Here is an 8,462-nt window from a genome sequence, read left to right as displayed (position 1 = left end):
GGTGCGTTCATGGGGTGAAGATCTCGGCCGTGGGCGTCAGGACGTCCTGGCCTTCCGGTGCCGCCGCGCCCGCCCGTACGCGGCCGCCCGCGGCGAGGACGCGCCCGTCGGTGAGGAGCAGCGCGGCGAAGTCCCAGCGGCCTGCGGCCAGGGCGCCGGTGCCCGTCCAGGTGTCGGTGGCGGGGTCGTAGGTGGCGGCGTTGCGGAAACCGGCGGCGAAGCGCGGGCCGCTCGTGCCGCCGAGGACCAGCACCTTGCCGGTCGGCAGCAGGACCGCGCGGTGGCGGCTGCGCCCGCCCGGCATGGGCGCGACCGGTGTCCACCTGTCGGTGGCGGGGTTGTAGAGCTCCGCGCTGTCCAGGCTGCCCGCCCTGTACGTGGTCCCGTGCCGTCCTGCGAGGCTGTCGCCGCCGGTGACGAGGACCGTGCCGTTCGGCAGCAGGGTCGCCTGGTGGCCGGCGCGCGGGGTGGCGAGGCTGCCGGCCGGTGTCCAGGTGCCGGTGGCCGGGGCGTAGATCTCGCAGTAGGCGAGCGCGGCGCGGCCGGAGCCGGTGAGCAGCGCGCCGCCGATGACGAGGATCCGGCCGTCGCGCAGCCGGACGGCCTGATGCCCGGTACGGGCGTCGGTCATCGGCGCGGTGTCCTGCCAGGTGCCCGTGGCGGGGTCGAACAGGTGGGCGGAGTCCAGGACGGCAGGTTCGCCGTCACGGCGTCCCGTGCCTCCGGTGACCAGGACCTTCTGTGCGGCCAGCAGGGTGGCGGTGTGCCCGTGGCGGGCGATCGGCGTGAACGTCCCCGCCGGGACGGTCGTCCAGCGTTCGGCGATCGGGTCGTACACCTCGGCGGCGGCCAGGGCGGAGCCGTCCTCTGCCGTTCCGCCGAAGGCCAGCACTCGCCCGTCGGAGAGCCGGGTCAGGGAGTGCAGGTGGCGGGCGGTCGTGAGTAGGCCGGTCGGCGTCCACGTACCGGCGACGGGATCGAAGACCGTACTGGTGGTGAGCGGTGTTCCTGTCGCGTCCGCGCCGCCCGCGAGCAGCACGCGGCCGCCGGACAGCAGGACCTCGGTGTCCGTGGCGGCGGCGGCCGGCAGCGCCGCGCCGTCGCTCCAGCCGCCGGGGACGGGCGCGGTGCCCGCGGCCTCCGACGAAGGGATCACGTGCAGGGCGCCGGCCAGGCTCGGTTCGGCCTCCACCCACGCGGCGAGTGCCTCGGCCGCCGTGGTCCGGCTGCGGAAGCTCGACGCGCCGGCGGCGATCGGCGGGAACGCCTGCTGGTTGTTGCGTTTGTGGGCGACGACGTAGCGCTGCCCGGTCACCTGGAGGGTGTCCTCCGTGGCGAAAGGCTGGCGGAGTGCCGCCTCGTGCCGGGACAGCGGGGAGCGGCTGGTGCTGGCGCCGTCGAGCAGCGGCCGGAACACCGCGGGGCTGACGCTGTAGAGCCGCTTCGTGCGGGTTGGCGCGGTGTCCGGCAGCGGCGCCGTACGCGCGGCCCGCAGCTCGGTCGCGCCGCGAGCCTTGCTGTCGATCACCATGAGCTCGTAGCGGGCGCTGCGGCGCACCGCGCGCGCCGAGGCGAGCGTCCCTTGCAGGGCGGTGAGTTCGAGGCCGGCGTCCTGGTCCTCGTACGGGGCCATGGTCAGCTTGGCGGCGTCGTCCACGTCCTGGAACTGCGCCATGGCGAACTTGTCGTCCTGGACCGACACCTGCACCAGGCCGCTGTCGGGCGCCGGCGCGATGCCGAACCGCTTGCCGTCGCGCGGCCGCTGCGCGCCGACCCGGTCGATGCGCACGTTGAGCGGGATCAGCCGCTGGTGGACGAAGAGCGTGCCGAGCGGGTGCAGCACGAGCTGATCGGTCTCCGGCAGCGTGCGCAGGTTGACCAGCGCCTGGGTGGCGCCGTTCGGCAGCCTGGTCGCCCAGCCCTCCACCTTGCCGATCTCGTCGCAGAGCAGCGGCAGGACGTCGATCGGCGGCAGCGTCGGATTGTCGCTCTCGCCCCAGGTCAGCTCGAAGTCCGCGGAGATCTCGAAGAACAGCAGCGAGATCGACCCGCGCCCGCGCGCCCGCCACGGGGCCGGGCCCTCCAGCTGGAACCTGAGGTGGATGCTGAACAAGCCGACGCCGAAGGCCTTGAGCGACACGTGCGCCGCGATGTCGATGACGAACGCGAAGGGCGAGAACCGGAACAGCGCGTCGAAGCTGAGGTGGCCCTGCAGGCCGAAGTCCTCGAAGCCCAGCACCAGCTCGGCGCTCGCACCGAACTGCACGGTGTTGCTGGTGACGGCGAAGTAGCCGGACACGCGGATGCGGGCGAACGGCTGGTTGATGATGTCGACCGAGATGCGCGGCGGCACCGGGAACGGCAGCGGCGGCGGTTTGAACGAGGGATGGAAGCCGCCCACCGACAGCACGAGGTCGCCCTCGCCCCAGCCGACGAGCAGGCCCATGCCGCCCTCGATCGTCATGAACAGGATGCGCGACTCGAACAGCTGGGCGTAGAACCACAGCCGCTGCTTGTCGAACTCCAGCGCGCCGATGAAGGCGACCTGCAGCACCAGCAGCGGCAGCTCCTTGGCGGGCAGGACGCAGCGCAGGACGCCGATGATCGCGATGTTGCCCGGGATCTCGACGATGACGCCGACCGAGACACTGATCAGGGTCGGGGTGCCCCAGCCGAGCTTCACCATGGGGCCGACCAGGAAGGTGTCCTGCTCGGGCGGGAAGAAGGCCCGCAGGTCGCTGAGGATGCGCGGCGCGTTGGCGACCACGTCCTTGGGGAACATGACCGACTCGACGCCGCCGGTGCGCACCCCTTCGGCCAGCGCCCCGAGGTTCATGCCGCGGTTGAGTCCGAGCAGGCCGCCGACGGCGAGCAGGGTGAACCCGTACCCCAGTTGCAGGCCGATCCCGCCGAACTCGGCCGTCAGGATGATCAGCAGTGAGAAGCCCTGCGTGCCGTCCGGCATGCGGGTGGAGATCAGCCCGATCGCCTTCACGTCGATGAACCCGGCCAGCCGGAAGGCCAGGGCGCCCGCGTACTCGCCGCGGTCGGGGTCGAAGAAGAGGAACCCGCCGCCGCTGACGATGCCGAGGTCCATGGACAGCCCGACACCCGTCGGCGGTTTCGGGCGGGGCCGCACGTCGACCGGCCCGAGGCTGCCCTTGCCGTCAGGCGTCAAGGCGAACGGGATCTCGATGCCCAGCCCCTGGACGGCGCCCGTGATCGGCCCGAGAGCGGCCTTCAGATCCGTGGTGAGGCCGAGGGTGAACGCGCCGTCCTCGATGCCCACCCGCAGCGTGAGCGCCGACAGGTCGACGGGGCCGAGGGCGGCGTGGGAGGCGAGCCGCACCTCCAGGCCGCCGCTGCCGTCGAAGCGCAGGCCGTCGGCCAGGCCGAAGCGGGCGCCCAGCTCGAAGCCGCTCTCGATCCGTACGTCACTGAGCAGCTTCGCGATGAACCCGTCACCGCCGCCCAGGGTGATGAGGACCTTGCCGCGTTGCAGCAGCGCCCCCAGCTGCACCTCCAGCCGCCCGTCCGGCTCGGCGCGCAGCCGCAGCGTCACGTCCACCTGCTCCACCGAGATGCGGCTGCCGCCGGGTAGCGACAGCAGGACCACCGGGTCGGCGGGGTCGCGGCGGTAGCTGTGGGTCACCTCGGCCGTTCCCGCGACGGTGGTGCCGGGCGGCGGCTCGACCTTGGCTCCGCCGGGCTGGAACACCAGTGCCGTGTCCACCGGGATGTCGGCGTCCAGGCGCAGCGTGAAGGTCCATGCCTCGCCCCTGCGCTCGACCGATCCCGTGCTCAGCCCTTGCGGCAGCTCCAGCGCGATGCCCGGCGGGTCGAGGTCGGCGCGCGGGACGAACGAGGCGAAGATCAGGTCCAGAGTGGGCGGGGTGGCGCTCTGGTCGAAGAGCGACGGCAGTCCCGCGTACGCGGCGATCCGGTCGAGCACGGCGAGGAGCTTGGTGCCGTCGAAGCCCGGCGCGTTCCAGTCGTACAGGGCGGCCAGTTGGGCGTTCGGGTCGCGCAGCCAGCCGCCGATGCGGTCGAAGTGGAAGTCGTTCTCGGTGTGGAACGGCTTCTGCGGGTCGAACAGGCCGACGTTGCGGTCCGTACGCACCAGGACGCCCAGGAACTCCAGCAGCTCGTTGACGCCCTGCTGCCGGCCCAGGTAGTCGGCGAGCAGCAGGTTGAACACCCGCTGCGGGAACGTCGCCAGGATCGGCTCCGCGCCGGGCAGGTTCAGGCCCGCCAGCGCGGTCTTCAGGCCGTCGAAGCCGGAGATGACCGCGCTGACCTGGCCGCCGGCGCGCGCGATCCGGCGCAGGACCTCGTCCCACTGCTCGGCCTCTGCCGCTTCCTCGATCTCGCGCAGCAACTCGAGGAGGAAGCCGACGGATCCGGTGGTGGCGTTGAGCGCCGGCGCGATGGTGGTGGCCTGCGCGTCCGTCAGCGGCAGCCCGACGCCGGCGAAGAACTCGCGCGCCCCGGCCGGGGAGAGGCCGGTCAGCGGGGACAGCAGCGTGGACAGCTGGCCGAGCAGCCCGTCGAGGCTGCCCCGCTCACCGGTCACGACCGCGCTCGCGGGCGGGCGAGCGCGGCGGGGACGTCCTGCATCGTCTCGACCGGCAGCAGCGCGTCGATGAGTTTCTGCCCGTAGCGTTCGAGGTCGCGGCGGAGCGCGGGCCCGGCGTGCTGGAGCAGCAGGGAGAGCATGGTGCCGGCCAGCCGGGCGCGGCTCACGCCGTTGATCACCGTCGGGATCGGGTGCCCGGGAGTGCGGACGCCGCGCACGCAGTGATGGTAGAAGGCCGCCCCCTGCAGGGCCTGCCAGGCGGCGGCGATGTGGCGTTCCGACCTGAGCAACTCCCGCACCTCCCTCCGGTGCTGTCCGATCTTGCCCAGCAGCAGCCGCCCGAGCAGGCTGGTACGCAGCTGGTCACGCAGCTCCGCCACCCCGCGCCGCCGGGCCAGCTCGGCCGCGGACGGAGGCCGGCCCACGACGAGGTGCACCGCGGCGCCGGCACTGGGAGCGGCGCCCGACCAGCCGTCCTCGACGGCGGGGATCTCCACCTGGAGCCGCTCCAGGACCTTGCCGATGGGCGTTGCGACGCCGAGATTGCCGACGTTCGCGAACTCGGGCGCGGACCGGTCGAGCTTGAAGAACTTGTCGATCGGGCTCGCTCGGATGATGATCGCTATGACGCGGTTCTCGTGATTGATCACCACGCTGCCCGAGTCGCCGCCTTCGAAGGTCAGCTCCTCACCGTTGCGGTAGCTGTCCTCCAGCGACTGCCCGGGGATCGGGCTGGGCCTCGGCAGGATCATGAACTGATTGACGTTGGTCATGGACCCGGCCTTATGGTCACTGGGATCGGACATCCCCACCCGCATGATGATGCGGTCGGGATCGGAGACGTCGGGCTCGGTGAGCGTGTTGCTCAGCATGGTGCCGTACTTCAGCCGCCCGTTGACGGCGTTGTAGACCCGCACATACTGCTCGTGGCTCGGCAACGTTCCCAGGACCGGGCCCTTGCCGATGCCGAGACCGTCGGTGACCGCCCCCTTGATCGGGATCGTGGTCACCGTGCCACCGAGGTCGACCTGCCAGACGTTGCGGAACATGACACCGGGGTCGAGCCGGGCCATCGCGCAGTCGGTCTCGCTGGCGTGGCCGTTCACCACCGTTCCCAGCACCCGGACCTTGGCCGGGATCCAGTTGAAGCCGCCCGTCCACTGCCCTTCGCGGTAGCCGCCCACCCACTCGCCGCCCTCGATGGGCTGGGCCTTCTGGTTCGGGTCGTAGACGGGACGGCCGATCCGTACGCCGCCCGAGCAGCAGGAGCTGTAGTCGGGGGAGTGGACGGCCATGTCGCCGATGACCTTGAACCCGGGGAACAGGACGTGGGAACAGCTCAGCAGAACGGGATGGCCGCTGCTGTCGCGGGCGAAACAGCCCAGCGAACCGGGCCCTTTGCCGTGATTGGTCTCGATGCTCGCGCCGGCCGAGACGAACGGCGGAGCGGCCGCCGCCATCGGGAGTGGCGCCCCGAGATTCTCCACCGTGCTCATGGCGACTCCTCCCGGCCCGCTCCCACGGGTTCGGCCGATCCGACCGGTGTCACACCGAGGCGGTCCAGCACCGGTGCGATGGGGCAGGCGACGCCGTCGCCGCCCGCGGTGGCTCCCCAGAGCAGCCCGACGAGGCGGCGCCGCTCGTCCAGCAGCGCCGCGCCCGAGTCGCCCGACGTCGAGAAGGCCCGCCCTGGATCGCGCGGCCCGACCAGCAGCTGCCCCGGCGCGCGGAACTCGCGGCCGTCGATGAACGGCCGGTCGAAGTAGGCGACGTCGAGGAGGACGCCGTCGGTGCGGCCGGTGCCCGGCCCGTGCTTGCACACCAGCGCCTTCGGCTCGGGGCGGGCGACCTCCACCGGCCACGGACCGGCGAGCGCGAGCCGCAGCCAGCCGGGCAGGTGCCGCACGTCGTCGAGCCTGACGAGCGCGGCGTCGACGAAGTACTCCTCGCCGTCATGCTTGACGGTGCCGAGGTGGCCGAGCCCGGCCTGCCCCAGCCGGACGGGCTCGTCGCCGTCGGACGGCAGCGCCCAGACGACGTCCCCGGCCTGAGCACCGGATCCGTGGAGCACGTGGTGGCCGGTCAGCAGGTGCGGGGCGCCTCCTGCGTCGCGTACGAGGACGGAGGCGACGCCCGGCACACCGCGGGCGTTGACGATCCGCACCGCCGGCGGCCCCATGAGACCTGGCAGGCTCAGCGTCCCGTCGGGCGAGGTCGCCCGTCGCACCAGGTCCAGGATGTACTCGCCGTGGGCGGCGAGGTCGGCGCGCAGCCCCTCGCTGCCCTCCCTCATCAGCACGTCGCGCATCGCGGTCAGCGTGTCCACCGGGCTCACCCCGTCGATCTCCGCCGGGAGCGGCCGGTCCGGCCGCTCGGCGCCGCGCAGGACGGCGTTGACGTACGCCGGCCCTTTGCGGCGGTGCCAGGTGACCATGACGCGCCGGTTGTGATGCACCAGCTCACGGACCTCGGTCACGTGCCGGCGGATCACCTTGCCCAGCCGTTCGCCCAGCTCGCTGCGTTCCAGGGAGGTCCATGCGGCGTGGACCGCCGACCAGTCCAGCGGGCGCCCGCCGCGCCTGATGGCCATTCCGGGGACGGCGACCGCGTTGCCGGCCGTGGTCACGCCGGGGGGAGCCAGCTCGACGTTCAGGTGCTGGAACGCGGCCCCGACGAAGATGCCTTGGGAGCGTCCGGTGAGGATCTCGACGGGGGCGCTCAGCCCCGTGACGAGAATGGTCTGTTTGAGGCCCTGGGCGAGGATGCCCACCACCTTGCGGTCGTCGTCGACGATGGGGGTGCCGGAGTCTCCGGGCTCCGAGAAGTGCTTGCCTCTGACGATCAGCGTCGGCACGGCGGCGGTGCCGCCGACCGTAACGGTCAGACCGGACTGGTCGAAGTGCGCCTTGATCTTCTGCGGGGTGCTCGTCGGGTCCGCGGTGAGATACCGCTCCATGTCCAGCCGGTACTCGGTGACCGGCTCCTGGCCGGGAGGAGGCACGACCTCGACCTCGAACACCCACGCCTGTCCCTCGCCGCCGGCCTCTTTGATCGGCACCCGTTTCAGCGCGACGATCTTGCCGCGGGAGAACTGGGTCTTCGCGCCGTACTTCTGCACCGGGATGTGGCGTTCGACGGGCAGCGACAGCGCGCCGTCGGGCGACGGTTCGGACGCCGAGAGCGTCCATTCCGCGATGAGGTCACGAACCCCCGCGATCATGCCGATCTTCGGCAGCTCGTTGGACGCGTCCGTCTTGGCGGCGAGCTCGACGAGCGCGGCGTCCACCGCGAAATCGACCTGGCCGATCCTGACCTTGGCCTGGATGGACTTGTCCATCAGCTGATCAAGGGTCTCCCGTACCACGGTGCCGATCGGATTGTTGCACTCGATCTCGCAGCACTTGCTCAGCTCCGGTGAGTACACCACCTTGGTGTCCTCGGCCGCGTCCGCGGACGGCGCCAGGCCGAGGACGTGCGCGCACGTCAGCATGTAGCGGCCCGGCACGCCCGGCTTCCTGACGATCAGTCCGGCTGTGCCCTGGTCGAAATGGCCGAGCTTGCCGCGTGTCACTCCCTTTCCCGCATGCACGCTGGGCGTGCTGGAGTGCGGGACGGCGCGCGGTTCGAGAAGCTCGTGGAGGGAAAGTCGCCCTTCACCACCGACGGGATCGTCACTCATCTCGTCTGCCCGCGAGAACGGGCTGAAGTGGTGCCCTTCATGGGAGATGCCACGCGCATCACCTCATTCGGTCGGGATGGCTGCGCATCTCGGCTCGCAGGTTACGAGTTCATTGGACCCGCGAAATGAGGCGGCGGCAAGTATTTCGAAGAAATGAGTTGACCCACTTAAAAGTCGGCAGATATGTAAGAAAAGATCTTCGTCTAA

3 protein-coding genes are annotated in these 8,462 nt (G+C 71.4%); all 3 read right to left on the bottom strand.

What is annotated here, in order from left to right; genetic code table 11:
- Nucleotides 1-7 precede the first annotated feature (7 nt).
- The 3 genes from AB0K28_RS43675 to AB0K28_RS43665 are packed head-to-tail and all read right to left on the bottom strand — an operon-like array spanning nt 8 to nt 8,147.
- Nucleotides 8-4,573, bottom strand: coding sequence for a DUF6603 domain-containing protein (locus tag AB0K28_RS43675; protein ID WP_364382302.1), 4,566 nt, complete (start codon nt 4,571-4,573; stop codon nt 8-10).
- Nucleotides 4,570-6,072: a hypothetical protein gene (locus AB0K28_RS43670; RefSeq protein WP_364382299.1), complete on the bottom strand. Its 1,503-nt coding sequence runs from the start codon at nt 6,070-6,072 to the stop codon at nt 4,570-4,572. Before AB0K28_RS43670 ends, AB0K28_RS43675 begins: the two co-directional genes overlap by 4 nt.
- Complete coding sequence (locus tag AB0K28_RS43665; RefSeq protein ID WP_364382296.1) at nt 6,069-8,147, bottom strand: hypothetical protein; 2,079 nt, start codon at nt 8,145-8,147, stop codon at nt 6,069-6,071. The genes AB0K28_RS43670 and AB0K28_RS43665 overlap by 4 nt, the downstream gene beginning before the upstream one ends.
- Nucleotides 8,148-8,462: the final 315 nt, after the last annotated feature.

This window comes from Nonomuraea sp. NPDC049504 (assembly GCF_040676845.1).
In the GTDB taxonomy this organism is placed as follows: Bacteria; Actinomycetota; Actinomycetes; order Streptosporangiales; family Streptosporangiaceae; genus Nonomuraea; species Nonomuraea salmonea.
This window is presented reverse-complemented; position numbering and strand designations above follow the sequence as displayed.